Source organism: Mycobacterium sp. SA01, assembly GCF_041287105.1.
Classification (GTDB): Bacteria; Actinomycetota; Actinomycetes; order Mycobacteriales; family Mycobacteriaceae; genus Mycobacterium.
On sequence record NZ_JBGGNO010000019.1, the window covers coordinates 11,814 to 38,114 of the forward strand.

The 26,301-nt window shown below is 64.4% G+C and carries 26 protein-coding genes and 1 tRNA gene; 18 read left to right on the forward strand and 9 right to left on the reverse strand.

The window, feature by feature from the left end:
- The first annotated feature begins 34 nt into the window (after positions 1–34).
- Positions 35–226: an excisionase family DNA-binding protein gene (locus AB4879_RS15990; protein WP_370508366.1), complete on the forward strand. Its 192-nt coding sequence runs from the start codon at positions 35–37 to the stop codon at positions 224–226.
- Entirely contained in the window at positions 226–1,482 is a 1,257-nt protein-coding gene (locus tag AB4879_RS15995; RefSeq protein WP_370508367.1) for a tyrosine-type recombinase/integrase, read from the forward strand. The genes AB4879_RS15990 and AB4879_RS15995 overlap by 1 nt, the downstream gene beginning before the upstream one ends.
- Before the next feature lie 67 nt (positions 1,483–1,549).
- On the opposite strand, the gene AB4879_RS16000 is transcribed toward AB4879_RS15995, so the two are convergent.
- The 4 genes from AB4879_RS16000 to AB4879_RS16015 form a co-directional block, all read right to left on the reverse strand.
- Entirely contained in the window at positions 1,550–5,209 is a 3,660-nt protein-coding gene (locus AB4879_RS16000; RefSeq protein WP_370508368.1) for an NACHT domain-containing NTPase, read from the reverse strand.
- A 272-nt stretch (positions 5,210–5,481) separates the two neighbouring features.
- Positions 5,482–6,153: a hypothetical protein gene (locus AB4879_RS16005; protein WP_370508369.1), complete on the reverse strand. Its 672-nt coding sequence runs from the start codon at positions 6,151–6,153 to the stop codon at positions 5,482–5,484.
- Positions 6,154–6,283: 130 nt separating this feature from the next.
- Positions 6,284–6,359, reverse strand: a tRNA-Ala gene (locus AB4879_RS16010).
- Positions 6,360–6,522: 163 nt separating this feature from the next.
- A complete protein-coding gene (locus AB4879_RS16015; protein WP_370508370.1) occupies positions 6,523–7,785 on the reverse strand; it encodes an MFS transporter in 1,263 nt (420 codons plus the stop codon).
- 255 nt (positions 7,786–8,040) lie between these two features.
- On the opposite strand from AB4879_RS16015, the gene AB4879_RS16020 reads away from it, so the two are divergent.
- A complete protein-coding gene (locus AB4879_RS16020; protein ID WP_370508371.1) occupies positions 8,041–8,601 on the forward strand; it encodes a hypothetical protein in 561 nt (186 codons plus the stop codon).
- Here the strand turns inward: AB4879_RS16020 and pgm are convergent.
- Positions 8,591–10,225, reverse strand: coding sequence for a phosphoglucomutase (alpha-D-glucose-1,6-bisphosphate-dependent) (gene pgm / locus AB4879_RS16025; RefSeq protein ID WP_370508372.1), 1,635 nt, complete (start codon positions 10,223–10,225; stop codon positions 8,591–8,593). The genes AB4879_RS16020 and pgm overlap by 11 nt on opposite strands.
- A gap of 68 nt (positions 10,226–10,293) precedes the next feature.
- On the opposite strand from pgm, the gene crcB (AB4879_RS16030) reads away from it, so the two are divergent.
- Genes crcB (AB4879_RS16030) through AB4879_RS16040 form a run of 3 tightly spaced genes read left to right on the forward strand, consistent with a single transcriptional unit; the run spans position 10,294 to position 12,112 of the window.
- On the forward strand, positions 10,294–10,692 hold the full coding sequence (gene crcB / locus AB4879_RS16030) for a fluoride efflux transporter CrcB (RefSeq protein WP_370508373.1): 399 nt from the start codon (positions 10,294–10,296) through the stop codon (positions 10,690–10,692).
- A 23-nt stretch (positions 10,693–10,715) separates the two neighbouring features.
- A complete protein-coding gene (crcB, locus tag AB4879_RS16035) occupies positions 10,716–11,054 on the forward strand; it encodes a fluoride efflux transporter CrcB (protein WP_370508825.1) in 339 nt (112 codons plus the stop codon).
- Positions 11,051–12,112 (forward strand): DUF190 domain-containing protein, encoded by a 1,062-nt coding sequence (locus AB4879_RS16040; RefSeq protein WP_370508374.1) that lies wholly within the window; start codon positions 11,051–11,053, stop codon positions 12,110–12,112. The genes crcB (AB4879_RS16035) and AB4879_RS16040 overlap by 4 nt, the downstream gene beginning before the upstream one ends.
- 4 nt (positions 12,113–12,116) lie before the next feature.
- Here AB4879_RS16040 and AB4879_RS16045 read toward each other — a convergent pair whose 3' ends face one another.
- Genes AB4879_RS16045 through AB4879_RS16055 form a run of 3 tightly spaced genes read right to left on the reverse strand, consistent with a single transcriptional unit; the run spans position 12,117 to position 13,771 of the window.
- A complete protein-coding gene (locus tag AB4879_RS16045; RefSeq protein ID WP_370508375.1) occupies positions 12,117–12,449 on the reverse strand; it encodes a cupin domain-containing protein in 333 nt (110 codons plus the stop codon).
- A 23-nt stretch (positions 12,450–12,472) separates the two neighbouring features.
- Entirely contained in the window at positions 12,473–12,856 is a 384-nt protein-coding gene (locus AB4879_RS16050) for a hypothetical protein (protein ID WP_370508826.1), read from the reverse strand.
- Positions 12,857–12,916: 60 nt separating this feature from the next.
- Positions 12,917–13,771 (reverse strand): LLM class F420-dependent oxidoreductase, encoded by an 855-nt coding sequence (locus tag AB4879_RS16055; RefSeq protein ID WP_370508376.1) that lies wholly within the window; start codon positions 13,769–13,771, stop codon positions 12,917–12,919.
- Between the two features lie 33 nt (positions 13,772–13,804).
- Here AB4879_RS16055 and AB4879_RS16060 point away from each other — a divergent pair, with 33 nt between their 5' ends.
- Positions 13,805–14,002: a hypothetical protein gene (locus AB4879_RS16060; protein WP_370508377.1), complete on the forward strand. Its 198-nt coding sequence runs from the start codon at positions 13,805–13,807 to the stop codon at positions 14,000–14,002.
- 5 nt (positions 14,003–14,007) lie between these two features.
- Here AB4879_RS16060 and AB4879_RS16065 read toward each other — a convergent pair whose 3' ends face one another.
- Positions 14,008–14,385 carry a hypothetical protein gene (locus tag AB4879_RS16065; protein ID WP_370508378.1) on the reverse strand — a complete coding sequence of 126 codons (378 nt, stop codon included), beginning with the start codon at positions 14,383–14,385 and terminating at the stop codon, positions 14,008–14,010.
- 47 nt (positions 14,386–14,432) lie between these two features.
- Between AB4879_RS16065 and AB4879_RS16070 the strand changes: the two genes are divergently transcribed.
- The 11 genes from AB4879_RS16070 (at position 14,433) to AB4879_RS16120 (ending at position 26,300) form a co-directional block, all read left to right on the forward strand.
- Positions 14,433–14,939, forward strand: coding sequence for a hypothetical protein (locus AB4879_RS16070; protein ID WP_370508379.1), 507 nt, complete (start codon positions 14,433–14,435; stop codon positions 14,937–14,939).
- Positions 14,940–15,058: 119 nt separating this feature from the next.
- Positions 15,059–16,270, forward strand: a complete 1,212-nt coding sequence (locus tag AB4879_RS16075) for a PP2C family protein-serine/threonine phosphatase (RefSeq protein WP_370508380.1) — start codon at positions 15,059–15,061, stop codon at positions 16,268–16,270.
- A complete protein-coding gene (locus tag AB4879_RS16080) occupies positions 16,267–17,859 on the forward strand; it encodes a CHASE3 domain-containing protein (protein ID WP_370508381.1) in 1,593 nt (530 codons plus the stop codon). Before AB4879_RS16075 ends, AB4879_RS16080 begins: the two co-directional genes overlap by 4 nt.
- Positions 17,856–18,308 (forward strand): response regulator, encoded by a 453-nt coding sequence (locus AB4879_RS16085; RefSeq protein ID WP_102807534.1) that lies wholly within the window; start codon positions 17,856–17,858, stop codon positions 18,306–18,308. The genes AB4879_RS16080 and AB4879_RS16085 overlap by 4 nt, the downstream gene beginning before the upstream one ends.
- A gap of 293 nt (positions 18,309–18,601) precedes the next feature.
- Entirely contained in the window at positions 18,602–19,315 is a 714-nt protein-coding gene (locus AB4879_RS16090) for an ABC transporter permease (RefSeq protein WP_102807586.1), read from the forward strand.
- A gap of 10 nt (positions 19,316–19,325) precedes the next feature.
- Positions 19,326–20,180: an ABC transporter permease gene (locus AB4879_RS16095; RefSeq protein WP_102807533.1), complete on the forward strand. Its 855-nt coding sequence runs from the start codon at positions 19,326–19,328 to the stop codon at positions 20,178–20,180.
- Position 20,181: 1 nt separating this feature from the next.
- Positions 20,182–21,564, forward strand: coding sequence for an MCE family protein (locus AB4879_RS16100; RefSeq protein ID WP_370508382.1), 1,383 nt, complete (start codon positions 20,182–20,184; stop codon positions 21,562–21,564).
- Positions 21,561–22,589: an MCE family protein gene (locus tag AB4879_RS16105; RefSeq protein ID WP_370508383.1), complete on the forward strand. Its 1,029-nt coding sequence runs from the start codon at positions 21,561–21,563 to the stop codon at positions 22,587–22,589. Before AB4879_RS16100 ends, AB4879_RS16105 begins: the two co-directional genes overlap by 4 nt.
- The gene (locus AB4879_RS16110; protein ID WP_370508384.1) at positions 22,586–23,884 is read left to right on the forward strand and encodes an MCE family protein; all 1,299 of its coding nucleotides are present in this window, start codon (positions 22,586–22,588) and stop codon (positions 23,882–23,884) included. The genes AB4879_RS16105 and AB4879_RS16110 overlap by 4 nt, the downstream gene beginning before the upstream one ends.
- Positions 23,881–25,164: an MCE family protein gene (locus AB4879_RS16115; protein WP_370508385.1), complete on the forward strand. Its 1,284-nt coding sequence runs from the start codon at positions 23,881–23,883 to the stop codon at positions 25,162–25,164. Before AB4879_RS16110 ends, AB4879_RS16115 begins: the two co-directional genes overlap by 4 nt.
- Positions 25,161–26,300 (forward strand): virulence factor Mce family protein, encoded by a 1,140-nt coding sequence (locus AB4879_RS16120; RefSeq protein WP_370508386.1) that lies wholly within the window; start codon positions 25,161–25,163, stop codon positions 26,298–26,300. The genes AB4879_RS16115 and AB4879_RS16120 overlap by 4 nt, the downstream gene beginning before the upstream one ends.
- The last annotated feature ends 1 nt before the right edge of the window (position 26,301 follow it).

The window sequence follows — 26,301 nt, forward strand, 5'->3', positions numbered from 1 at the left end:
CATTCCCGATTGCTTCACACCGAGAGGAGGTCCGATGCATACTGAATTCAGTGCTGAGCTGATTACCTTGCAGGCGGCGGCGGATCGTCTCGCAGTCAGTCGATGGATGGTGTACCGGCTGATCTGGGACGGACGTGTCAAGTCAGTACAGATCGGTAGGTGCCGGCGGATCGTGCGGCAATCTTTCGATGATTACCTTTCCGGCTTGATTGAAGGAGCCGCGTGATGGCTGCTGGTGGTAAGGCGCGACGCAACGCGAACGGCCAGGGTGGTGTGTATCGGCGAGCTGATGGGCGCTGGGAAGCCAAGGTCTTCGTCGACACGCCAGACGGGCGGCGGAAGCGCATCAGTGTTTACGGCGACAACGAGAGGGCCGCCCTGGACGAACTTGGCAAGGTTCTCGATCAACAGCGACGCGGCATACCCACTGCAACAACGACGTTGACGGTCGCCGAGTATATGACCTACTGGCTAGAGCACATTGCGGAGCCTAGTGTTCGGCGCACGACGTATGCGACCTATGAGGGCGACGTGCGCCTGCACATCATTCCAGGCATTGGCAATCGGAAGCTGAAGTCACTGCAGGCCTCGCATATTCGCGCGTGGCTGACCGGACTGCAGACCCGATGCCAATGCTGCGCCCAAGGGAAGGATGCAGCGCGAGCGCGCAAGTCGCAGGAACGGTGTTGCGCTCTCGTACCTGCCAAGTGCTGCAATGACACGTTGTCCGCCAGCTCCATTCGTCACATTCTGCGCGTGCTCCGGGCTGCTCTGCAGGATGCGGTCGATGAAGAGATGCTGAGTCGCAACGTTGCCCGACTCGTTCAGTTGCGCGTGACCGATGACCGGAGGGTCCGATCTTTCACGCGAGCGGAGGCGATGCGCTTCCTCAAGACCGCTGAGGCGACGCGCCTCTATGCGTTGTGGGCGGTCGCATTGGCGATGGGACTCCGTCGCGGTGAAGCGCTCGGGCTGCAATGGTCCGACGTCGACCTCGACGCGGAGCGGATCACAATCAGGCGAGCGCTGCACCGCGTTGACGGACAACTGAAGCTAGAGAACGTCAAAACTGAAGGTTCCGTTGCGGTTTTGCCGGTACCCCGGACGCTTGTGCCCATCTTGACTAACCATCGCCGGAATCAGCTTGAGGAGCGCCTGGCGGCCGGCTCAGCGTGGCGCGCCACCGGCTTGGTGTTCACAACCACTCAGGGCGGCGCTCTGGAGCCACGCAACGTCAACCGCATGTTCCACGGATTATGCGAAAAGGCGGACGTGCCACAGCTCCGAGTCCACGACCTACGGCACTCCTGTGCGACGCTGCTCTTCACCATGGGCGTTCAGCCCGCCACGGTCCAGAAGATCCTGCGCCACAGCTCAATAACAGTGACGACGGGCACCTATGTTGAGGTCATTGAGGCGGTTCAACGGGACGCCTTGGATTCGATGGGGTCGCTGTTCGCTTCCACTGGTGAGACGGGCTAAGTCTGTCGCTCTTTCTCGCATGTGGGTAAGCGTCACGTTCGAGCCGCACCACCCAAGTGCAGCTCGGCTAAAGCCGTGGCACTTTTGGCAGCCATTCCTCTCGGAGGGCGACTTGTTCGAGCGGTGACTCGTGCACAGCTGAGGACCGGCGCTGCTCCGCTTCAAGAACCCAGGAGACCGGGAAGGACGCCGGGTCGGCGAGAACCGCGTCTTCCCAGGACTCGACATCGAGGTCCGTCGAAGGAGGGCGCGTGCCGACAAGCCGGGTCAGCCCGCGCAACAGCGCCGCACTTCCACCTCCGAGCATTCGAGCCGCCATCGCTCGGGCGATGGGCCAAGAGGACGCTGTCGACAGGGCGGCCCGCGCCAGCCGCTCGTCACTGAGGGCGCTGAGCGGGTCATTCGCTGCCAGGCTGGCAGTGAAGTGTGTAACGAGCAATAGTGTGCGGTCACTGACATCACCCAATCGAGACCAGATGCCGTCACCCAGTCGTCTGCAGGCTTGACCTCGACCGATACGGCTCGAAGAGTCTGCGAGACTGTCGAATTCGTCCTGCGGAAGACCGGATAACACCTCATCGACTTTGTCCAGTTGCCTGAACACGATCTGAGGTTCGGCGGCGGCGATAAGCGCTAGTACCCACATTCGACGTGAGAGGCCATCGGCGTGACGCTGGTACATAGACGCCCACCAGGCTTCGTCGGGCTGTTGATGGATTCGCAAGACGAGGGTTCCGTAATCCACATCGTTTCCGAAAGGCTGGCCGCCCCTGGTGAACGTTCCCGAGTGTTTGACAGATCGGTTCGCGGCGCCGGTGATGGCGATTTCGGCAGCAAGCCAGTTAGGTCCATGTAGCTGTTTGAGTATTATCGCTGGCTTCTGCCATGGTTCAGTTGTTCCCTGCTGACCCATGCCGGGGCGACAGGCCTTCTGAAGGTTTCGGTAGCGATCGTCAATCTCAACGAGAGTGCGCCACGCTGCAGTTCGGGCAGTGCGGTCCGCTTCCGTTGGGAGCAGGTGGTCTGCAACTCCCAACGAAGGCTCACCATTGAACGCGGGATTATGCTGAAACCACTGGGGCCTCATGGTGCGAAGAAGCGCACCAGCCTCGCTGGTCGAGGACGTCGATACATCGGAACACCAACCGCTGAGGACCCCAGCGAGAAGCGTTCGGTCGAGTGGTGAGCGAGCTCTGGGAGAGGCATTGGCGTACAACGCCGCTCGACAGCTCGAAGCTCCATCGACGGTAAGCGTGGCTAGGTCACCATCCAGCAAGCGTGGAATCTTAAACGAGCCAGCGATATTCAGCCATGCAGTCTGCTCTGCCTGCGTCGACGCAGCAGACTGAAAGCGTGGTCTCCACCAAGACAGAAACTCGTCCGCACCGACCCCTGTCTTGTCACGAAGGATCGCAGTTCGGCTCCTGTTTAGCCCACTATGCGGATTCTCCGAGATCATTTGCAGTAGTTTCGATGTCATCTGACCGGCCCCGCTACCGTGAGCCAAGCTCGGGAAGTTCGCGATGGCGTCAGGGTGATTCGCAACAAGAATCACGGAAAGGTCGTCAGTCACGAGCGAGACGACATCCCGCTGGACTGTAGTGCTGTTGGCGAATATCCCGTCGCTGAGGAGCGTCCAGAGGGCCGTCCGTTCCTGGAATGGATGTCGCTGCTCTTCCATCAGCTCTTCCAGACCGTATCGAAGAGATGCAAGTTCGTTGGGTGACGCAAACCCGGCGTAGAACCTGGCGGTATTGAGCCAATACGGTCGGGCGACGAGGTGCCTAAGCACTTCTTGTTTGGAAAGTACTTCAAGACGGTCGCGGCCGGCCCAGTCCGCCAAGAAGCTGGCAGCAAAGTACTCGCGCAAGGGCTGAACTGCGAATTCGAAGGTATGTTCCACTTTGCTTGAAAGCGCCCAAAACCGGTCTGTTGCCGCCTTGAACAAGGTCGCGACCTGTTGAGAAGGCCCTTCTGTCCGTTGGAAGTAAATCAGAAGCGAGGTTTCAATGTCAGCTTGCGTCATCCGCCCCGCCGCAGGGCTGGTTTCCACTCCCGAGTGCATGTGCCAGCCAAGGAATGCCGTTACTTCCTTTACATACGGAACTTGTTCTCGGGCAATCTGTTTACGTGTGACCTCTCGACTCAGAAGCGCCTCGAGGTAATCACGATAAAGTGGCGTGCGAGCGACAGGTACCGACTCGCCGTTCTTGTTTATGAGAAACAACAAAATAGTTAGTTGCATGGGATTATCGGCAAGCTGGGCGACGTGCTCGTGGGCAGTCCGATGCTCAAAAATACGGCGTAGTTCGCGGCGCTTTGAGCCATAAACTTCGTTGACGTCGCACCACTTGCCCAGGAATTGTCGCTGCAGTTTGGTGTCGAGTGGTTTTAAGCGCAGCGTTTGAAACATATCCTTATCCGGCTCCGATAGGCCGGATGCGTTTGGCCGAGCTGTGACGAGGACCTGGAACTGACGCGCTTTCGACACCAGGCCCATTCGAGTGCAGGTCAAGTTGATTTGATCAACGATGACAGCTCGCAACTCTGGGTCTGCGACCTCGTCTAGGCCATCGAGCACCAGGAAGGTCGGGTAACGTTCTAGTAAGCTCTGAACATCCTCCACTGTGACTTCTCTTCCGCCGCTGTGGAATTCACAGAACTTCGCTATGAAAAGGTCAAGACTGCGCTGCGACTTCGGACGAGGCTTCGAACGTAGCGACGTCTCGTCTTCACCGAATGGGTCATCGCCAGACAGCCACGCCGCATAGTCCTTCAAGTCAAGGCGTAGGGGTAGCTTCGGGTCGGCCACCTCAGCTTCGGCGGGCATGCCGCCGATAACCGTGTCACCAGGGAGAATCGCTGCGCGGTGCATTTGCGAGAGATACTGTCCCAGTGTCGATTTACCCTGCCCCGGAACTCCAAGGAGGTAGGTAAGCGGCGCAGTGGTGCGAAGCATGTACGACACCGCACCCAGCGACTCATACATCGAGTGGTTGCTCTTGCTGAAGAATGCGTCAACTGCATTTCGAGGAGCTGACTGTAGCGAGACTTGGACGTCGACGTACAGATCAGCGATATTGGCATGGGGTACGTCAAACTGCGAGAACTTTATTTTTGAGTCCTCACGCCACTGACTCGCCATGACCAGTATCAGCGTGTCGCGCATGCGCGCCGCCTGGCCTTCGACTTGCGATCCGTGCATGAGGTAGCGCATCGCCTCTGTGCCGGCGAGCATCTCGTGGTAGGACCACTTGATTGCATCTGGCGCAGCATCGACCTCTGCATCGATGTCCGACTGCCACCAGCATTCGACTGGGATCTTGAATTCCTTCGTGTAACCGTCCAGCTTCGGCTGCAGCTTTTGAATGCTGCCCGTCCCTTTCGCAGTCGTGGTCCCAGCAACAGAGGTCATGAGGACGTACCTTGAGATGCGCTTTTCGCGGACGAGGCGCTTGATGTTCTCGCGCTCACCATCGATAGTTTTGTCGAGCCATGTCTCGGGGTTTTGGAGACACTTTGAGGTCCATTTGTCCTGGAAGACGATGCTGCCATCAACCATCTGGTCGATGCCCCCGTCGGCCATGCCAATTGGAAGACACTGAACCGACGGATACTTCTGGCGCAGAAGAGATCCACATAATTGCTGAAACTGTCCCTCTGATAAACGCCAGTAGAGATACTTGAAAGAGTTTCCCGGCTGTTCGGTGGCTGGTTTGGGTGCCAAGTTAGGAAGCTCGCTGTGCGATTTGATCAACGGCCGACTGGGCGCGCAAAGTTGCGTCCTCCCATCTAGTCCAGACTGTCTCGACGGTTCGTCTGGCCCAGAGTCACTGGCAGACGACAAGCTAACCCTATCGGGTTCGGCGGTGCCAGCCATGCTAATGCGCAATGGTCTGCCGTCTACCGGATCAGCGGACCCTATGGACCGTGGATGTTTCCCGCACCCTCCTCGCGCGACGACTCAGCAGTGAGCGGGAATGCACATAGAGTCGAAGACTACTCGACTGCTATTGATTCGAGGTCTTTCAATATCCTGCGGCCGAATTCATTTACGCCTGTAATTCCGTATGTCCTCGGATCCGGGATGCGGTACAGGCCGTCACGCCCCTGCACCGAGCCAAAGAATACAACGCCAGCACGCAGCAAGTGAGCAAGCACGGGGGCCAACTCGCTTCTCAGGGCCGAGTTCAAAATCTCGTCGTTGACGCCAGGATTATGTTGATTCTCATCATCAGCTTTGCGCAGGCGAGTGAGCGCAGCGATGTGCGGACCCTCCAACTCTTGTAACGCCGAGACCAACAACTGAGCTTCGTCGACCTTGTCGTCGTCCGTTAGGGCTGTCGCAACAACCCGTGCCAGGCAGATGCGCTTCTCTTCGAGTGCGGTCGCCATCGCACCTTGAAGACCATTCCAAAGGAGAGATTCTAGTGCGGGGTCTCCCTCGATCTTCGCAAGCAGACGGTCTGCGCCGACCACCTCGACGATCGGCTGTAGAAACTCCTGACCGCGCCCTCGTCGCCGCTCGGCCATAGCGTCGCCGAAAGTGGTTACCAATGAAACCGGATTTGGCGGCATACCGGTGAGAAGCGAATAACCTAGCTCGGCATTCGCAGCCAGCAGTAGACGTTCGGCGATCTCGAACCAAGACGGAGTCTTCGCATCGGTCATGGCGCGATGTTATGCAGGCGCGAAGACTTTCGTTTACGGCTCGGCTCTAAGACAGACCCGGCCGAGTCGAACTGTCGTCAGAACTGTCGTCAAACGACCTGCTGAGCACCCGAAAGGATGCTGCCTTGCCTGGTGGAGCTAAGGGGATTCGAACCCCTGACCCCCACACTGCCAGTGTGGTGCGCTACCAACTGCGCCATAGCCCCAGGTGTGCCCACCGAAGTTACACCACGGGCGCCCGCGCCTCAAAATCGCTGTTCAGAGCAGGCAGCGGCCGGCACTATGCGGCGAGACCGCGTCGAGATTGAACTCACGCAGACGCCTACTCGCACTTCCCTGCGCCAGTGCAATCCCACGGAAGCCACCGCGCTACGGCAGCTCACCGGCGGCCTCCGGCCCCAGCGGCCGGGGTGGGGTGTGCTCCAACGGCGGCCGGTCCCGCGTCTCCGGCGCCAGCAGCCACCCGATCGACGCCAACACCAGGATGGCGCCGCTGACCGCGAATGCCCACTCGAACGACAGGTGCTGGGCGATCTCCCCCACACCCAGTGAGCCGACGATCGACCCCAGGTCCGACATCATCTGGAATGTCGCCACCGCCGTCCCGCCGCGTGCCTTACCGATGATGTCCGCCACTGCGGCCTGCTGCGGCGCGGTGAACACCCCGGTCCCCGCACCGGCGATGAACGCACCGATCAGAAACACCGGCAGCGACGTCGCAGCCCCGACCACCGCCGTCGTCAACCCGGACGCCGCCAGTCCGATGATCAGCAGCGGTCGCCGACCGGTCCGGTCCGACAATCGCCCCGACGGAATCACCGCCGCGACATTGCCGGCGGCGAAGGTGGCCAGTGCCGCGCCTGCGACACCCGGCCCGCGGTGCAGCGCCTCGGTGATGAACAGGGGCACCAGCGCCACCCGCAGCCCGAAGGCCGACCACCCGGTCGCGAAGTTCGACAGCAGCGCCGCCCGGTAGGCCCGGTGCCGCAGCGCCACCCGGAGAGTCACCGTCAGTTCGTCGGCGGGTGCGGGGGCGGCCAGATGCGAGTGCCGCAGGTTGATGAACACCACCGCCGCCGCGATCAAGAGTGCGGCTCCATAGATAAGGAACGGCGCCGCCAGGCCGAGACCCGCGGTCAGGCTGCCGAGCAGCGGGCCGGCCACCGAGCCGACCAGGAACGCCGATGAGAACATGCCCGCCACCCGGCCGCGGGCGTTGTGCGGGCTGATCCGAATCATCAGTCCCAGCGCGGAGACGAAGAACATCGTCGAGCCGATTCCACCCAGCGCCCGGAACACCAACAGCTGCCAGTAGGTGTGGGCGAACGCGCAGGCCCCGGTCGACAAGGCCACGATCAGCAGGCCGCTGACGTAGATCCGCCGCTCCCCCAGCCGCTGCACCAACATGCCCGACGCGGGGGCGAAGCACAGCCGCATCAACGCGAACGCGGTGATAACGAACGTCGCGGCGCTGATGCTCACGCCGAAGTTGCGGGCGAACTGCGGCAGCACCGGCGCCACCACGCCATACCCCAGGGCGATCACCGCGTTGGCGGCAATCAGAACCCAGACCTCCCGAGGGAGCTTGGCCTCGGCTTCCGAGGAGCAGTCACCCTCCGCGACAGAACTCACGAGATGACTGTATTCGGGCACGACCAAACGCTGAACTTGAGTTGGTATCACGCCCTCGCCGGGCTGCAAGCCCCATGACGCCGGCGGCGACTCCGCGACCAGTCCGACATTCCCCAAGCCGAAGAGGTTCAACAATGGCGACGGGTCACCAGCACTTGAAGTATCGGACTACTCAAGTCATCTGACCTACACCGGCTTAGCGTGCATCTGTCACGCGAGCTGATAAGGAAGCGCGCACTGTTCGGGGGGTTGGAGATGCCGCAGCACTACGTTTTCGAGGGTCAGACAATCGGCGGTAAGGCAACGATTGAGATTGGCTTGTTGTACTTCTCAGGAGGATTCCTGCCAACGGAGTCCGACCAAGGGCCCGTCCTGTTTCAAGCGGTGCCGACCGTGGCGGCTCCGCGCCCGGTCTTCGTGACGGAATGGGGCAACACCTGCTCGTCTCAGGGCATCCTTTTTCCCGCCTATACCTCGTACTACTGCCGGCTCCGAAACGACAACTCCAGTGGAGTCCGATTCGACCTGCACATGCTGACGTTCACAGACGCCGCACGGGGTGGGAGTGGGTGGAACTTACTGTCGGAACGGCCAGTGTTCTCGGCCGACACGCTTCGGAAAGTGAAGCTCGTTGTACTCACCGACGCAGACGGCAAGATTGCCGGTACCGCGTTTCAGACGGACGAGAGCTCGGCCCACGGCCTTGTGCCGGGTGACGGCCAGTCAGTTCATGTCATAGACGTGACGGACGAAATCGCCACCATCCAGGACGTGGAACAACTGCATACGACGTTGGAGACGTACCTCACGCAATAACTGAGTTCACCACTTCACGGGCCGCTTCCTGCACCTCCGCCAGGTGTTCGGGTCCCTTGAATGACTCGGCGTAGATCTTGTAGACGTCCTCGGTGCCCGACGGCCGCGCGGCGAACCAGCCGTCGGCGGTGGTTACCTTCAACCCGCCCAGCGGGGCCCCGTTGCCGGGGGCCGTGGTCAGTTTGGCGGCGATCGGCTCGCCGGCCAGTTCGGTGGCACTGACCTGTTCCGGGGACAGCTTGGCCAGCCGCGCCTTCTGCTCCCGGTTGGCGGGGGCGTCGACGCGGGCATAGACCGGCGCACCGTACTTGGCGGCCAGCTCGGCGTAACGCTGCGACGGCGACGACCCGGTGACCGCCTGGATCTCCGAAGCCAGCAGGGCCAGGATGATGCCGTCCTTATCGGTGGTCCACACCGAGCCGTCGCGGCGCAAGAACGACGCTCCAGCCGACTCTTCGCCGCCGAAACCGATTGTGCCGCTGATCAATCCGTCGACAAACCATTTGAAGCCCACCGGCACCTCGAGCAGCTTGCGGCCCAGCCCGGCCACCACCCGGTCGATGATCGACGAGCTGACGGCGGTCTTACCGACGGCCACACTCGCCGGCCAGTCCGGCCGATGCGAGTACAGATAGTCGATGGCCACCGCGAGATAATGGTTGGGATTCATCAGACCGGCGTCCGGCGTGACAATGCCGTGCCGGTCGGAGTCGGCGTCGTTGCCGGTGGCGATCTGATAAGCGTCCCGGTTGGCGATCAGCGACGCCATCGCATTGGGCGAGCTGCAGTCCATCCGGATCTTGCCGTCGGTGTCGAGCGTCATGAACCGCCACGTCGCGTCCACCAACGGATTGACCACGGTGAGGTCCAGCCCGTGGCGTTCGGCGATGGCGCCCCAGTAGTCGACACTGGCTCCGCCCAGCGGATCGGCGCCAATGCGGATCTTCTCGGCGCGGATCGCATGGATATCGACGACGTTGGGCAGATCGGCGACGTAGGCGTCGAGGTAGTCGTGGCGCTGGGCGCTCTGCAACGCCCGCGCCAACGGGACCCGCTTAACGTCCGCCAGGCCACCTCGCAGAATCTCGTTGGCACGCTTGGCGATCGCCCCGGTGGCATCCGTGTCGGCCGGACCGCCGTTGGGCGGGTTGTACTTGAACCCACCGTCACGCGGCGGATTGTGCGACGGTGTGACGACGATACCGTCGGCCAGACCCGAGCTCAGTCCGCGATTGAAGGTCAGGATGGCATGGCTGACCGCCGGGGTCGGGGTATAGCGGTCGGCCGAATCGATCATCGCCACAACGTCATTGGCGGCGAGCACCTCCAACGCCGACACCCAGGCCGGTTCGGACAGCCCGTGGGTGTCGCGTCCGATGAACAGCGGCCCGGTGGTGCCCTGCGCGGCGCGGTACTCGACGATCGCCTGGGTGGTGGCCAGGATGTGCGCCTCGTTGAACGCCCCGTCCAGGCTGGAGCCGCGGTGCCCCGACGTGCCGAACACCACCTGCTGGTCGATGTCGTCGGGGTCGGGGTTCACCGCGTAATACGAGGTGACCAGATGGGGCAGATCGACGAGGTCTTCGGGGAGCGCCGGCTTACCGGCGCGGGGGTTAGCCGCCATGGCGCCAATTCTGCCTTCCCTAGGGTGATACTTGCTCGCGGATTCATCGACGGTTAAGGGGATTGCCCGTGTTCGGTCATGACAACCGGGAACTGGCGGCCGTTTTCGTCGGCGGGGCGCTGGGAACCCTGGCTCGCGCGGGCCTGGCCACGGTGTTCGCCGATGACCCCGCCCACTGGCCATGGGGGACGTTCATCGTCAACATCGTGGGGGCCTTTCTGCTGGGGTACTTCACCACCCGCCTGCTCGAACGACTCCCGTTGTCCAGTTACCGCCGACCACTACTGGGCACCGGCCTCTGCGGCGGGCTGACAACCTTCTCGACCATGCAGGTCGAGACCCTGAAGATGATCGAGCACCACCACTACGGCCTCGCGGCCGCCTACAGCGCGGTCAGCATCGTCGCGGGACTGCTGGCCGTCTACGTTGCGACAGCGCTGGTTCGCCGGGTCAGGATCCGCGCGTGACCGTCGCGATCTGGGCCGGCGTGATGCTGATCGGCGGACTCGGCTCGGTGGCCCGGTTCATGGTCGATCGCGCCGTCGCGCGCCGGGCGGCACGCTCGTTCCCCTTCGGCACCCTGGCGGTCAACATCACCGGCGCGGTGCTTCTCGGCTTCGTCAGCGGGCTCACCCTCAGCCAACACGTCGCGCTGCTGGCCGGCACCGCCTTCGTCGGGGCGTACACCACGTTCTCGACCTGGATGCTGGAGACGCAACGGCTCACCGAGGAACGCCAGCTCTGGCCCGCGATAGCCAATCTCGTCGTCAGCGTCATCCTGGGTGTCGCCGCGGCGATGCTCGGCCAGTGGATTGCGGGGCTGCTGTGAACGACACCTATCTCAAGCTGACTGCGTTCTTCGGCGAGCGCCAGCGTGCTGGTTCCCGCTTCCTGGCCGAGGCGATGCTCGACCTGTATGCGCACCGCCAGGTCGCCGAAAGCGTGATGCTGCGCGGCATCGCCAGCTTCGGCCCGCGGCACGTGATCCGCAGCGACCAATCCCTGACGCTGTCCGAGGATCCGCCGATCGCGGTGGCCGCCGTTGACACCGCGGAGACCATCGGCGGGCTGATCGACGACGTCATCGCCATCACCAAGCGCGGCTTGATCACCCTGGAGCGGGCCCGGCTCTATAGCGGTGAGCTGCCCGACGGAGACGACGGGGTCAAGCTCACGATCTACGTCGGGCGACGGCGCCGGATCAACGGCGCGGCCGCCTTCTACGCGGTGTGCGATCTGCTGCAACGCCACCGTTTCGCCGGCGCGACGGTGTTCCTGGGCGTGGACGGCACCGCGGACGGCCGGCGGCGCCGCGCCCGCTTTTTCAGCGGCAACACCGACGTGCCGATCATGATCGTCGCGATCGGCACCGCTGAACAGGCGCGGCGCGCTCTGCCCGAACTCGAAGGACTGATGGATCAGCCGCTGGTGACGGTGGAACGCGTACAGATCCTCAAACGCGACGGCCAGCTGCTGGCCCGTCCGCCGGCCCTGCCTGCCGTGGACGCGCACGGCCGCGAACTACGCCAGAAGCTGACGATCCACACCGACGCATCCACCCATCACGACGGCGTCCCCGTCCACCGGGAACTGGTGCGACGGCTGTGGGAATCCAACACCGCGGCCGGCGCCACCGTCCTACGCGGCATCTGGGGCTTCCACGGAGACCATAAACCCCACGGCGACAAGCTGATTCAGTACGGCCGCCAGGTTCCGGTGACCACCATCGTCGTCGACACCCCGGAGGTCATCGCCCAATGCTTCGACCTCATCGACGACGTGACCGGCCGCCACGGATTGGTCACCTCCGAGATGGTGCCGGCCCTGTTGCTGCTCGACGGCGACATCCGCCAGGGCGCCACCGATCTGGCCGACTACCGGTACTGACCGCTCAGCTGTCGGCCAGCACCGTCAGCAGGATCACCGAGTCGTCGATGGCCTGCAAGCCGTGCCGATCCCGCGGGACCACCAGCAGGTCACCTGCCTGGCCTTCCCACGCGTCGTCGGGGGTGGCCAGCCGGACATGGCCGCGAAGCACCTGCAGCGTCGTCTCCCCCGGCGTGTGGTGCTCACTGAGTTCATGGCCACTGGCCAGGGCGATCAGCGTCTGCCGCAGCTGGTGATCGTGGCCGCCGTGCACGGTGTGCGCGGCCCGGCCGCTGTTCGACGAGCGGGCCGCGGTGAGCTGTTCGTCGGCGAGCTGGTTCAGCGAGATCGATTCCATGATTCCTCCATCAGCTTCCTTTATCAAAAGCCAAGCAGCAGAACGCCACTGGACAGCAGCGCCACCACCTTGACTACTTCCAACACGACATAGACGTAGTGCGCGCGCGACCGTCCGCTCTCGGCCTGGCTGGCGTCGGCCAGGACGGCATCCGAGCGCCGCGTCAGCGCCGGACGCACGCCGACCACTTGAATGACCAACGCTGAGGCGGCCACCAGCACCCCCACGACGACACCCCGACCGGGGCTACCGACCACCAACGCGACGGCGACGACCACCGCCAGCACCGCTTCGCAGATGTTGAGAGCCCGAAACACAAGCCGGCCGATACCCAGACCGAGCGGAATCGTGACGCCGGGGGCCCGGAATTTCAGCGGCGCCTCGAGGAATGAAATGGCGAGCACCATCCCCAACCAGACGAACACCGCCGCACCCGCGACTGCAGTCCAGTGGTTCACCGTGCTCCCTCACTGCCAATCCGCGGCTAGGTCAGCTACCCAGTCGGCGACGGCAGCCGGATCCTGCGGCGGCGAGGCGACCAGAACCAGCTCGTCGACACCCAACTCTGCCAGACGCCCGACGTCTGACGGCCTCGAATCGCGCAGCGCCACCGCCAGTCGCAGCTCACCAGGGTCACGCCCGGCGTGACCACACATCTCACGCAGCATCGACACCCGGGCCGCGACGTCGTCGGGGTGAAGATTGAAGCCGTACCAGCCGTCCGCCCACCGTGCGACCCTGCGCAGCGCAGCATCACTGTTGCCGCCGCACAGAACCGGGATGCGCCGCTGTCGCGGTCTCGGGTTCACCCTGATCGCGTCGAAGTCGACGAATTCTCCTGCGTACGAAGCAATATCGTCGCGCCAGATGGTGCGCATGGCAGCCACATAGTCGGCGGTGCGGGCGGCGCGGCGTTCGAAGGGAACTCCGAGAGCATCGAATTCCTCACGCGACCAACCGATTCCGATGCCGAGCGAGAATCGGCCGCCGCTGATCTTGTCCAGGCTGGCCGCCTGTTTGGCCACGATCACCGGATTGTGCTCGGGCAACAACAGGACGCCGGTGCAGAGCCCGATCGTCGTCGTGGCCGACGCGGCGAAGGCCAATCCGATCATCGGGTCGATCCAGTCCGCGTCGGCGGGCACAGCGATCTTGCCGTCGTCGGAGTACGGATACTCAGAGTCCGACTTGTCGACCATCACGACATGCTCGCCGGCCCACAGAGTCGCGAATCCATGGCGCTCGGCCGCTGCGGCCACCGCTCGGATCACCTCGGGCTCGGCGCCTGCGCCGATACCCAGGGCGTGCAACCCGAGTCGCATCCGTGCATCCTCCCACGAGCCATGATGGTGGCTATGAGTGACTGCGACGACCCGGTGGCGGTCCTACAGCGGTGGGAGGACGCCGGTGCACACTGGGCAGTGATCGACCGTCACGCTCATTCGGTGACGGTGGCGCTGTACCGGTGCGACGGCGGCGAAGAGGTCGACCGATTCACCTCCGACGACCCCGCGCTGGCCGAATTCGTGCGGGGTCGTGAGAGCAGTTTCTAGATCCGCTACAGCGCGATGAAGCCGCCGTTCCACCACACGCCCCAGGCCGGGAGATCCGCGTTCCAGACCACCGGCAGCCACGGCGCCCACGGCGGGGGTGGCGGCGCAGGCGGGGCCCAGACGGGCACGACATTGTCGTAATCGCCGCGGTGTCCCGGCGGGGGCAGGTAACCCTGGCCCGGTGGCAACGGGTTGCCCGGCGGACCGGCGTTCACACCGGGGCCGGGTGGACCCCAGGGCGCCGGTACGGGCGGGCCCGGTGGCGCGGGTGGACCCGGAGGCCCTGGTGGGTCGGCCGCGGCAAAGCCCGCTCCCGCCATCAACGTCACGGCGAACGCGACGCTCGCCAGCGCCGCCTTGGCGGTCAACTTGGTGATTGTCATGATGCAAACCCGATACCCGCCGGGCGCGCTGCGGTAAACAGTGGGTGATGCGCAGCAGGGCATGGGGCATGGTGATCGGCGTTGCGGTCACCGCGGCCGCCGGCTGCGCTGGACGGGCCAACATCCCCGCAGTCCCCACCACGACGACCCTGCCGACCTCGACGCATGCCGCCCAGCCGGCCGAACCGACGGCGCAAGCCCGGGCAGTGAAGTGGGTGGACCTCAAGGCCGGTGACTGTCTGGCCGACCCCCCGCCCGCCGATCCCGCCATCGTCCAGGTCACCGTCGTGGACTGTGGCCAACCCCATCTCGCCGAGACATACCTGCGTGTGCCGATCCCGGTGAACGCCGCCCTCGACGATGTCGCCACCCGCGAATGCGCGACCGGCTTTCAGCGCTACACCGGCGCCGCTGCCGCGGCAGGGCCGTACACCACCAGCTACCTGATCGACTCCGAGCAGGACCGGACGTCGGACAATCCTTATCCCAGCACGGTAATTTGCCTGCTGCAGGGCGCTCACGGCCAATCGCTGACCGGCTCGGCACGCCGTTGACCTGCGTCGCGTCCTACCAGGCTTGGGTACGACGGGAGTCAGCCGGTAGGGTCGATCTGTTGTCTAACGATTACCTAGGTCAAAGCGCGGCCGATCTGAACTTAAGGATCTGATCTTTCATGCGCGCACCCTATGACCCACAGGTGCTGAATCCTGCCGGTTTTGCCGGTGCCACAAAGCGACCGATTTCGTTGCTGCTGATCGAGGACGACGAGGGCGACGCCATCCTGGTCGAGGAACTGATCTCCGAAGCAGGCGCCGATATCAGCGTGGAGTGGGCCGCATCGATGGCGATCGCCCAGGAGAAGCTGGCCGTCCATCGCCCCGATTGCGTCCTGCTGGATCTCAACCTGCCCGACGCCAATGGCGTGGCCGCCGTGGACCGGGTGGCCAAGCTGGATGCGGCGCTGCCGATCGTCGTGCTCACCGGCCTCAACGACCAGCACTTCGGCATGTCGGCGATGGCGTCCGGCGCCCAGGACTACCTCGTCAAGGGCCACGTCGAACCTGAGACTCTGCACCGGTCGGTGCTGTACGCCATCGAACGCAAGCGCACCGAGCTGACCGCCGTCGAACTGCACACCAGCCAGATGCGCGCCCAGGAGAACGCCCGTCTGGAGCGCGCATTACTGCCGCTGCCACTGCTCGACGACGACCCGGGCGTCGAGATCGTCATGCAGTACCGGCCCAGCCGGGAGAACGCGCTGCTGGGTGGCGACTTCTACGACATGGTGCAGACCCCGGACGGGACTGTGCACGTCATGGTCGGCGACGTGGCAGGCCACGGCCCCGACGAAGCTGCGCTGGGTGCGGCTCTGCGCATCGCCTGGCGGGCATTGACGTTCGCGGGCCTCCGCGGCAATGACCGGATGCGTCGCCTCGAGCAGGTCCTGCGCGCCGAGCGCGCCGGCACCGGGATCTTCGCGACTGTGCTCAGCATCGCGATGTGGCCCGACTCGCGAGGCTTCACCGCCGTCCGCGCCGGTCACCCGGGAATGCTGCTGCACGGGCCGGGCACCGTCGAATGGATCGAACCGCCGGCCGGACCAGCTTTGGGTCTGGGCGCACAGCAGTGGCCGCTGAACGAGTTGGAACTGCCCGACGGCCACGGGCTGGTACTGCTCACCGATGGCCTGTTCGAGGGGCATTCGGGTATCGGCGAGAAGCGACTCGGTGAAGAGGGTCTGCTCGAACTTGCCCGCTCGATCGCGGACCTTCCCGGCCCCGAATTCGTGGCGGGGCTCATCGAAGGCGCCGAAGCACGCGCCGCATCGCACGGCGGCATGACCGACGACATCGCCGTGCTGCGCGTTGAGCGGACCCGCCGATGAAAGAGGTCGCGGGCACCCGGCTGTCCGGTATGACGGTGCGGGGCTGGCTCAGCGTCGTACTGGTGGCGCTCGGCGTCGTGGTGTTCGGCGGGGCACTGGTCGCCGCGCTGCTACTCAACCGAACCGATGAGACGAGCCGGCAGCTGATCGAAGAGATCCAACCCGCGCGGGTCGCCGCATATCAGCTGCAGGCCGCGTTACGCGATCAGGAGACCGCGGTCCGCGGCTACGTCATCGCCGCCGACACGCAATTCCTGGCGCCCTACTACGACGGTCAGCGAACCGAACAGGCTGCGGCGCAGTCTATTCGGAGTGACCTGGCTGGGCGGCCGAAGTTACTTGCGGATCTAGACGCCATCGAGAACGCGGCCGCGACCTGGCGCAACGAGTACGCGGATCCTGTGATCGCCAGCGTCACACCGGGCTCACCGAGCGTGTTGACGAGAACGAATGCGGAGGCCGGTAAGTCGAAATTCGACTCCCTGCGAGCGCTTTTCGACGCTCAGAACAGCCATCTCGCCGCCGTTCGCACCGATGCGGTACACGAGCGCGATATCGCACGAGCGTGGCGCGACCGCGCCTCCGCCGTCGTGATCGCCGCATTCCTGATCACCGGTGTGGCGATCACGATCCTGGTTCGCAATGCGGTCACCCGGCCCATGGAGGCGTTGGCGTCAGCCTGCCGGCGGATCACCAACGGAAGCTTCGACGAGCGGATCGTTCCGGAGGGCCCCAAGGATATTCGTTCGATCGCCGCCGACGTCGAGGACATGCGACGCCGCATCGTCGAAGAACTCCAGGCGTCCAGCGACGCGCGCGCACAACTGGACGAGCAGGCCGCCGAGCTGCGACGCTCCAACGCCGAGCTTGAGCAGTTCGCCTACGTCGCGTCGCACGATCTACAGGAACCGCTGCGCAAGGTCGCGTCGTTCTGCCAGCTGCTGGAGAAGCGCTACGGCGACCAGCTCGACGAACGTGGCCACCAGTACATCGATTTCGCCGTCGACGGCGCCAAGCGGATGCAGGTTCTGATCAACGACCTGTTGACGTTCTCGCGGGTCGGCCGGCTGCACTCCACTCAGGTCGACGTGAACCTCGATACGGTGCTGGACGCGGCGATCGCCAATGTGGCGACGGCGATCGAGGAAACCGGTGCCGAGGTCACTCGTTCCGGCCCGTTGCCCACCGTGACGGGCGATCCGACCCTGCTGACCATGTTGTGGCAGAACCTGGTCAGCAATGCGGTGAAGTTCCGCCGCGACGGCGTTGCCCCGCGCATCACCATCACCTCCGAGACCGGTACCGGGGAAGACGATGGACAGTGGGTATTCACCTTCTCCGACAATGGAATCGGAATCGCCGACGAATTCGTCGACAAAGTATTCGTGATCTTCCAACGCCTGCATGGCCGGGATGCCTACGCGGGCACCGGAATAGGCCTGGCCTTGGTCAAGAAGATCGTCGAACACCACGGCGGCACCATCGCGATCGACACCGCCTACGACGGCGGGACCCGGTTCCGCTTCACCCTGCCCGCCCCTATCGCACAAGCAACACAAGCGTTGCAACTGGAAGGAACCGCTTCATGAGCGACAGCACTCGCGCCATCGACGTCCTGCTCATCGAGGACGACCCCGGAGACGAACTGATCACCCGGGAGGCGTTCGAGCACAACAAGCTCAAGAACACCCTGCATGTGGTGCACGACGGGGAGGAAGGCCTGGATTATCTGTACCGGCGCGGCCCGTTCGCCGATGCCCCCCGGCCGGACCTCATCCTGCTCGACCTGAACCTACCCAAATATGACGGGCGTCAGCTGCTGGAGAAGATCAAGTCCGACGACGACCTCAGCACCATCCCGGTGGTCGTGCTCACCACCTCGTCGGCCGAAGAGGACATCCTGCGCAGCTACAAGCTGCACGCCAACGCCTATGTCACCAAACCGGTCGACCTCGATCAGTTCATGAGCGCGGTTCGCCAGATCGACGAATTCTTCGTGCAGGTGGTTCGCCTGCCGGGGGGCTCCCAAGCCCGGTGACACCCGGTTCGCAGCAAATCTGAGCGGGGTCCGCAGACCGTGTGCGGTGGACTGAGGTGCTCAGCGTGATTCGCCCCCGAGACGGCGCCGCAACTGCGGCTAACTCTTTGGGGGTAGGAATTCGCCCCCATTGAGGAGCAGCCGCTGCAGCAACGCTCACGATAGCGTTCCGCCATGCCGCCGGTCGTCATGGTCGAACCCGGGCCGACGAACCCGTCGGTACCGGGCGGGAACCCGTGACCGCGACGTATCCACTGACCAAGCCGGTACGGGCATTCGGCGGGTTCATCGCCATGTCGCTGGACACCTTGGTCGCCATGTTCCGGCCCCCGTTCGCCTGGCGTGAATACCTGCTTCAGACCTGGTTCGTCGCCCGCGTTTCCGTGCTTCCGGCGCTCATGCTCACCTTGCCCTACTCGGTGCTGCTGGTGTTCACCTTCAACATCCTGCTCGGCGAATTCGGTGCCACCGATTTCTCCGGGACAGGCGCCGCGATCGGCACGGTCAACCAAATCGGGCCCATCGTCACCGTTTTGGTCGTCTCGGGTGCGGGCGCCACTGCCATGTGCGCCGACCTGGGAGCTCGCACCATCCGGGAGGAGCTCGACGCGCTGCGGGTGATGGGCATCAATCCGATTCAGGCACTGGTGGTTCCACGTGTGCTCGCGGCCACCACCGTTGCGCTCGCGTTGTCGGCGACCGTGATCCTGGCGGGGCTGACCGGTGCCTACATCTTTTGCGTCTACATCCAGCACGTCTCCCCCGGCGCATTTGCCGCCGGCATGACCCTGTTGACCGGCATGGGTGACGTGATCGTCTCGCTGACCAAGGCAACCCTATTCGGCCTCTCCGCCGGCCTGATCGCGTGCTACAAAGGCATCTCGGTGGGAGGCGGCCCGGCCGGTGTCGGCAACGCGGTCAACGAGACCGTTGTGTTCACCTTCATGGTGCTGTTCGCGATCAACGTGATCGTGACCGCCGTGGGCATCCAGTTCACGGTGGGATGAGGGTGTCCCGGTGAGTGTCAGCACGCCCAGCGGATTGCACCCGAAGCTGCTCAGCGGCGTGCAGAGCGCCGCCACGGGCTGGAAGCGAATCGGCGCCCAAACCCGGTTCTACGTAACGACTTTGGCGGCAACTCCGGAGGCGGTCACCCGTTATCACAAGGAGCTGCTGAGACTCATCGCCCAGATGGGTCTCGGGGCCGGTGCCCTCGCGGTCGTGGGCGGCACCGTCGCGATCGTCGGATTCCTGACCATGACCACCGGCGCTCTGGTCGCCGTACAAGGCTATAACCAATTGTCCTCAGTCGGTTTCGAGGCGTTGACCGGTTTTGCGTCGGCCTTCTTCAACGTCCGCCTGATCGTGCCGGGGACCGTGTCTGTGGCGTTGTCCGCCACGATCGGCGCCGGGGCGACCGCACAGCTGGGTGCGATGAGGATCAATGAGGAGATCGACGCGCTCGAGGTGATCGGCATCCGCTCGGTCACCTACCTGGCGTCGACTCGCGTGCTGGCGGGCGTGATCGTCGTTGTGCCGCTGTACTGCATCGCCGTGATGATGGCGTTTCTGGCGGCGCGCACCGGAACGGTGGCCATCTACGGGCAGGGTTCGGGCGTCTACGACCACTATTTCAACACCTTCCTCAATCCCACCGACGTGATCTGGTCATTCATGCAGTCCGTGGCGATGACCATCGTGATCATGCTGGTGCACACCTACTACGGCTTTACCGCCAAGGGCGGCCCGGCCGGTGTGGGTGAGGCGGTCGGGCGCGCGGTGCGCACGTCGATGGTGGTGGCGGCGGTCGAGATCGTGATGATCTCCCTGGCTGTCTACGGCCAGTCGGGCAACTTCAACCTGGCCGGGTGACATGGATACCCGACCCGGCGAGAACCGTCTTCCCGACGGCTGGTGGACCGTCATCCTCCTGGCGGCGATCGGCGTCTTCTTCTTCGTGACCGGAACAGCTTTCGCCGGGACATTTCGCTCCTACGTGCCGGTCACAATGACCTCGGACCGATCCGGACTCGTCATGGAAGCGGGCGCCAAGGTGAAGATGCGTGGAGTGCAGGTCGGACGCGTCGCCGACATCGGCGGCGGGCACGGTCCGGCGAGTCTGCGACTCGAGATCGATCCCGGCCAGATCCGTTACATCCCGGCGAATGTCGGTGCGCAGATCAGGTCGACCACCGTCTTCGGCGCCAAGTTCGTCGACCTCGTCTACCCCGAGGATCCGAGCCCGCAGCGCTTGGCCGCCGGCGCGGTACTGCGCTCGGCCAACGTCACCACCGAGGTGAACACTGTCTTCCAGAACGTGGTCAACCTGCTCGGTATGGTCGACCCCGCCAAACTGAATGCCGTGCTGACGGCGGTCGCCGACGGAGTTCGCGGGCAGGGCCCCCGGATGGGCCAGGCCACCACCGACCTCAACCAGGTTCTTACAGCGCTCAATGAGCGCAGCGACACCATCCGCGCTGATTGGCGTTCCTTCAAGAATTTCAACGACACCTACGCCGCGGCCGCCCCCGACATCGTGGCCATCCTCAACTCCGCCAGCACCGTCAGCGCCACCGTCGCCGACCGATCACAGGCATTGGACACATTGCTGCTCAACACAATCGGGTTCGCCCAGTCTGGCCACGACCTGCTGGACAGCAGTGGCGCAAACCTGGTACGCGCGGCGAACATCCTGGAACCCACGACGGCATTGCTGCTCAAGTACAACCCGGTCTACACCTGCTGGCTGCAGGGCGCGACCTGGACACTGAACAACGGCGGCTACGAGGCCTGGGGTGGCAAGGACGGCAAGTCCGCGGTGTTCGACGTCGCCCTGCTACTGGGCAATGACCCCTACCAATATCCGGACAATCTGCCCGTCGTCGGCGCCAAAGGCGGTCCCGGTGGAAAGCCCGGCTGCGGGTCGCTGCCGGACGTCACCAAGAACTTCCCGGTGCGCCAGCTCGTCACCAACACCGGCTGGGGAACCGGCCTGGATATCAGGCCCAATCCCGGTCTGGGACATCCGTGTTGGGCGGATTGGTTCCCGGTGACCCGCGGTAATCCGCGGCCGCCCAGCATCCGGCAGTGCCTGCCCGGGCCGGCTCCGGGTCCGGACCCGGGTCCAGGTATGCCGCCCTACGGCGCGGCCTGGTACGGCCCAGGAGGCGTGCCGCTGTGGCCGGGTGTGCCGCCCGCACCGGAACCTGCTGCAGCGCAACCGCAACCGAGTCCACCGACGGAGGGTCAGCCGTGAAGGACAACCTTGCGGGCGCTGTGTGGCGTCTCGGCATCTTCCTGACGGTGTGCTTCCTCGGCGCATTCGCTCTGCTGGCCATCTTCGCCCAGTTCCGCTTCACCACCGGCACGGTCTACAACGCGGTATTCACCAACGTCACCGGCCTGAAGAAAGGGGACTTCGTCCGGGTCGCCGGCGTCGAGGTGGGCAAGGTCGAAGACATCCGAATCAACCGCGACGCGACCGTGCGAGTCGAATTCTCGGCTACCGACACGCTGGTGCTCACCGAGGGAACTCGGGCGATCATTCGCTACGACAACGTCATCGGCGGCCGGTTTCTAGCGCTCGACGAAGGTACGGGCGGGATCAAACGACTGTCGGCGGGCCAGACCATTCCGGTCGACCGGACCGCCCCGGCATTGGACCTCGACTCGGTGATCGGCGGCTTCAAGCCACTGTTCCGTGCCCTGAGTCCGGATCAGGTGAACGCACTGAGTTCACAGCTCAACCAGGCTCTGCAGGGACAAGGCGCGACGATCGGCTCGTTCCTCAATCAGGCTGCGGTACTGACCAATACCCTGGCCGACCGCGACCAGTTGATCAGTGAGGTCATCACCAACCTCGACGCGGTGCTGGGCGCCCTGGGCAGTCAGAGCGCCCAACTCGACAAAGCCGTCACCAATCTGACCGGTTTGGTTCAGGCCCTCGATGCCCGCCGTAGCGACGTCGCCGCCGCATTCACATCCACCAGCGCGGCAGCCGGAAGCGTCGCCGATCTGCTCGCAGGCGCCCGCGCACCGTTTCAGAAGGTGGTCCACGAAACCGACCGGGTCTCGTCGATCGCGGTGGCGGATCACGAATACCTAGAGAAGCTGATCGACACATTGCCGGACAAATACCGCGCCCTGCAGCGGCAGGGCATGTACGGCGATTTCTTCAGCTTCTACCTCTGCGACCTGATCCTGAAGTTGAACGGCAAAGGCGGACAACCGGTTTTCGTCAAGGTGGCCGGACAGGACACCGGGCGGTGCACGCCGAAGTGAAGTCTTTCTCCGAACGCAACCCGGTCATCCTCGGGGCCGTCGGCGCCGTCGTCATCGCCGGCATCGTGATGGGCGCCCTGAATTGGCAGAGACTGCCGTTCCTCAATCCCGGCCGCAACTACTCCGCGTACTTCGCCGAAGCGGGCGGCCTGTTCACCGGGGCTACCGTCGAGGTGTCGGGCTTGCCTGTCGGCAAGGTGTCCAGCATCGAACTCGACGGCCCGCAGGTCTTGGTGACCTTCCGGATCAACGGCGACGTCCACCTCGGTGAGCGCACGCTGGCCGCCATCAAGACGAAGGGACTGCTGGGCACCAAGATGCTCGACGTCACTCCGCGCGGTGACGGTCCGCTGTCCGGACCCATCCCGCGGGACCGAACCACCTCGCCCTATCAGCTCCCCGACGCTCTCGGCGACCTGACCACCACCATCAGCGGGCTTGATACCCAACAGCTTTCACAGTCCCTGTCAACGATGGCCGAGACGTTCGCCCACACGCCATCCGACCTGCATCGGGCGGTGGCCGGGGTGTCCCGGTTCGCCGACACCCTCGACAAGCAGGACGCCCAGTTGCGCAACCTGTTGGCCAATGCGGCCAAGACCACTCAGGTCCTCGCCGAACGCACCGACCAGATCGTCGAACTCGTGCGTCAGACCAACTCCCTGCTGATCGCGCTCAACGCCCAAAGCGCGGGCCTCGATCAGCTCTGGCTGAAGCTATCCGACGTCTCCAGGCAACTCAAAGGATTCATCGCCGAGAACCGCACCCAGCTGAAACCGGCGCTAGAGAAGCTCAACGGTGTCCTGACGATCGTCGACGACCGCAAAGGCCGCGTGCAGGAAGCGATCAAGCGGCTCAACAGCTATGCGATGTCATTGGGCGAGTCGGTGTCGTCCGGACCGTTCTTCAAGGCGTACCTGGCCAACCTGTTTCCCGGACAGTTCGTGCAGCCGTTCATCGACGCCGCCTTCTCCGATCTCGGCGTGGACCCGGCGACCCTGCTGCCGTCGCTGCGGACCGACCCACAAGTCGGCCAACCGGGCACACCGGCGCTGCCGGTGCCCTACCCGCGGACCGGCCAGGGCGGCGAACCGCACCTGAATCTTCCCGACGCCATCACCGGTAAGCCGGGCGACCCGCGCTACCCGTACCGCGAGCCGCTGCCCGCACCGCCACCCGGTGGGCCGCCACCCGGCCCGCCCGCCGCGGCGCCGCCTGGCATCGCCTCCACCCCGGACCAGACGCCGGCACCGGTGTACGTACCTGCCCCCGGCGAGCCAGGAGCCGCCCAATGAGCAAGCCACGCAAAGCCCGTACCGCTCTCGCGATCGTCCTGGTGCTGATCCTGGCCGGCGGCGTGCTGCTACGCACCGTCGGACACGGTAACCGCGTCGAGGTCGTCGGCTACTTCGACAACAGCACGGCACTATTCCCCGGTGACGACATCCGCATCCTCGGCGTGCCGGTGGGCCGGGTGACCGCCGTCGAGCCGCATCCCGACGGAGTGAAGATCGCGTTCTGGTTCGACCGAAAGTACAAAGTGCCCGCCGACGCGATGGCCGCGATTCTCTCGCCGATGCTGGTCACCGGCCGCGCCATTGCGCTGACACCGGTCTACACCGGCGGGCCGACGCTGCGCGACGGCGCCGTCATCCCCCGCAGCCGTACCGCGGTTCCGGTGGAGTGGGATGAGGTGCGGGTGCAGTTGCAGCGGCTCACCGAACTGCTCAAACCGACGGCCCCGGGCGGTGTCAGCACACTGGGCTCTTTCATCAACACCGCCGCGGACAACCTGCGCGGGCAGGGCGGCACCATCCGCGAGACGATCGTCAAACTGTCCCAGGCGATGTCGATCCTGGGCGACCACAGCGGCGACATCTTCGCGACGTTCAAGAACTTGTCCATCCTGATCAGCGCGTTGCGCGGCAGCAGCGACGTATTGGGACAGCTCAATCAGAATCTCGCCGCGGTGACCGGGCTGCTGGCCGATGACCCGACGAAAGTCGGTACCGCGTTCGCCGATATGAACTCGGTGATCGGCGATGTCAGAGACTTCATCGAGGACACCGGCGACACCATCGGCACCACCACCGAGAAGCTGGCGTCGATCAGCACCGCGCTCAACGAGAGCCTCGACGACATCAAACAAACCCTGCACATCGCGCCGACCACCGTCGCCAACTTCACCAACATCTACGAGGCGTCCAATGGTGCCTTCACCGGTGCGCTCGCGGTCAACAACTTCGCCAATCCGATCTCGTTCCTGTGCGGGGCAATTCAAGCGGCGTCACGACTGGGCGCCGAACAGTCCGCGAAGCTGTGTGTGCAGTATCTGGCGCCGATCATCAAGAACCGCCAGTACAACTTCTTGCCGATCGGCGAGAACTTCCTGGTCGGTCCGCAAGCCCGGCCCAACGAGGTGACCTACAGCGAGGACTGGATGCGTCCCGACTACGTACCGCCCGCCGCACCCGCGGCGGAGCCCTCCCCGCTGCCCGCCGAGGAACCGGTGGTGACCACCGACCCGACCGCTGGACTGACCGGGATGATGACCCCGACCGGAGGCGGGTCATGAACGCCCGTCGCGCGGCCGGTGTCGCGATGCTGCTGGTCGTCGTGGCCGCCTCGTCCGGCTGCGACGTCGACAACTGGCAGGGACTCAACTCATTACCGCTGCCCGGCACGCAGGGCGGCGGGCCCGGATCGTTCGTGATCCAGGCAGAGATGCCCGACGTCAACAACATTCAGCCCAACTCCAGGGTCAGGGTCGGCGACGCCACGGTGGGACACATCACGAAGATCGAGTTGGAGGGCTGGCATGCGGTGGTCACCATGCGGCTCGACGGTGATGTCGAGCTGCCCGCCAACGCCGTTGCCACGATCGGTCTCACCAGCATCCTGGGTTCACAGCACATCGAATTGAGCGCGCCCGAAGACGCTCCGCCGCAGGGCCGACTGCACGCCGGCTCACGCATCCCGCTGTCCCACACGGGGTCCTACCCGACCGTCGAACAGACCCTGGCGGCGGTCTCCACCGTCCTCAACGGCGGCGGGCTGGCACAGGTTCAGGACATCACCGAGGCATTCAGTACGGCATTCCGCGGCCGAGAACAGGACCTGCGCAGCCTCATCGGTCAACTGGACACCTTCGCCGGAAACGTCAACGACCAGACCGACGACATCATTGCCGCCACCGACAGTCTCAACCGGCTGACCGGGGTGCTCGCCGCGAACCGGCCGGTGCTGGACCAAGCACTCAAGACGGTGCCCGAGGCGCTCGCGGTGCTCAACAACGAACGCGACAATCTCGTTGAGGCCGCCGCCCAACTCGGCAGGTTCAGCAACCTGGTTGTCAGTTCGGTCGGACAGAGTAAAGCGGATCTGATCAAGGAGCTCAAAGACATCGGGCCGGTGCTGGAGTCGCTGGCCAACGCCGGGCCCAGCATGACGCGCGCGCTGAGCCTCATCCCCACCTTCCCGTTCCCGAACGAGACCATCGAGAACTGGCAACGCGGCGATTACGCGAACATGACCGCTGTCGTCGATCTCACGCTGAGCCGTATCGACCAGGGCCTGTTCACCGGAACCCGATGGGAGGGCAACCTGACCGAGCTCGAGATGCAGTGGGGGCGCACGATCGGGCAGTTCCCCAGCCCCTACACCAAGAGCAACCCGCTGGTCGCGCCGTACAACTTCGACCAAGGCCCCTGAT

Excerpts from the sequence above, each read along its gene's own strand:
- AB4879_RS15990 (WP_370508366.1), top strand. The coding sequence starts at position 35 with ATGCATACTGAATTCAGTGCTGAGCTGATTACCTTGCAGGCGGCGGCG.
- AB4879_RS15995 (WP_370508367.1), top strand. The coding sequence starts at position 226 with ATGGCTGCTGGTGGTAAGGCGCGACGCAACGCGAACGGCCAGGGTGGT.
- AB4879_RS16005 (WP_370508369.1), bottom strand. The coding sequence starts at position 6,153 with ATGACCGATGCGAAGACTCCGTCTTGGTTCGAGATCGCCGAACGTCTA.
- AB4879_RS16020 (WP_370508371.1), top strand. The coding sequence starts at position 8,041 with ATGCCGCAGCACTACGTTTTCGAGGGTCAGACAATCGGCGGTAAGGCA.
- pgm (WP_370508372.1), bottom strand. The coding sequence starts at position 10,225 with ATGGCGGCTAACCCCCGCGCCGGTAAGCCGGCGCTCCCCGAAGACCTC.
- crcB (WP_370508825.1), top strand. The coding sequence starts at position 10,716 with ATGCTGATCGGCGGACTCGGCTCGGTGGCCCGGTTCATGGTCGATCGC.
- AB4879_RS16045 (WP_370508375.1), bottom strand. The coding sequence starts at position 12,449 with ATGGAATCGATCTCGCTGAACCAGCTCGCCGACGAACAGCTCACCGCG.
- AB4879_RS16050 (WP_370508826.1), bottom strand. The coding sequence starts at position 12,856 with ATGGTGCTCGCCATTTCATTCCTCGAGGCGCCGCTGAAATTCCGGGCC.
- AB4879_RS16055 (WP_370508376.1), bottom strand. The coding sequence starts at position 13,771 with ATGCGACTCGGGTTGCACGCCCTGGGTATCGGCGCAGGCGCCGAGCCC.
- AB4879_RS16060 (WP_370508377.1), top strand. The coding sequence starts at position 13,805 with ATGAGTGACTGCGACGACCCGGTGGCGGTCCTACAGCGGTGGGAGGAC.
- AB4879_RS16065 (WP_370508378.1), bottom strand. The coding sequence starts at position 14,385 with ATGACAATCACCAAGTTGACCGCCAAGGCGGCGCTGGCGAGCGTCGCG.
- AB4879_RS16070 (WP_370508379.1), top strand. The coding sequence starts at position 14,433 with ATGCGCAGCAGGGCATGGGGCATGGTGATCGGCGTTGCGGTCACCGCG.
- AB4879_RS16075 (WP_370508380.1), top strand. The coding sequence starts at position 15,059 with ATGCGCGCACCCTATGACCCACAGGTGCTGAATCCTGCCGGTTTTGCC.
- AB4879_RS16080 (WP_370508381.1), top strand. The coding sequence starts at position 16,267 with ATGAAAGAGGTCGCGGGCACCCGGCTGTCCGGTATGACGGTGCGGGGC.
- AB4879_RS16085 (WP_102807534.1), top strand. The coding sequence starts at position 17,856 with ATGAGCGACAGCACTCGCGCCATCGACGTCCTGCTCATCGAGGACGAC.
- AB4879_RS16090 (WP_102807586.1), top strand. The coding sequence starts at position 18,602 with ATGTCGCTGGACACCTTGGTCGCCATGTTCCGGCCCCCGTTCGCCTGG.
- AB4879_RS16100 (WP_370508382.1), top strand. The coding sequence starts at position 20,182 with ATGGATACCCGACCCGGCGAGAACCGTCTTCCCGACGGCTGGTGGACC.
- AB4879_RS16115 (WP_370508385.1), top strand. The coding sequence starts at position 23,881 with ATGAGCAAGCCACGCAAAGCCCGTACCGCTCTCGCGATCGTCCTGGTG.
- AB4879_RS16120 (WP_370508386.1), top strand. The coding sequence starts at position 25,161 with ATGAACGCCCGTCGCGCGGCCGGTGTCGCGATGCTGCTGGTCGTCGTG.